Annotated in this window: 1 protein-coding gene; it reads left to right on the top strand. The window is 79.0% G+C overall.

The window, feature by feature from the left end; genetic code table 11:
* Nucleotides 1-200 precede the first annotated feature (200 nt).
* Nucleotides 201-352 (top strand): NAD(P)-binding domain-containing protein (locus tag PUR61_RS06745; protein ID WP_329876665.1); only part of this gene is annotated, 152 nt, incomplete at its 3' end.

Raw genomic sequence — 352 nt, 5'->3', positions numbered from 1 at the left:
GCGCCTGCGCCTGAGCCGGCACCCTGGTCGGCACCCGAGCCGATTCCCGAGCCGATTCGCGGGCCGCCGCCCGGACGGGACCCGCGACGGACGGACCGGATCGGCGCGCCCGCCCGGCGGGCCGGTCGGCGCCAGCTGTCGTAGAGTCGGGCGCTTCGTTGCCGGACGACCGGCCCGCCGGGCGGCAGCGGGAGAGTGCGATGGGCGGGTCGACGGTCGGCTTCTTCGGACGGGGCGCGCTGGGACGGGGCATGGCGGCGAACCTGCTGGGATCCGGGTACTCCGTCCGGGTCGGGAACCGCTCGCCCGGACCGGTGGCCGAGCTGGTCGCCCGGGGCGCGCAGGCGGCCGG

Origin of the sequence: Streptomyces sp. BE20, assembly GCF_036322525.1 — a bacterium.
Lineage (GTDB): Bacteria > Actinomycetota > Actinomycetes > Streptomycetales > Streptomycetaceae > Kitasatospora.
The sequence above is the reverse complement of the archived record's forward strand: the minus strand, read 5'-3'. Positions and strand labels throughout refer to the sequence as shown.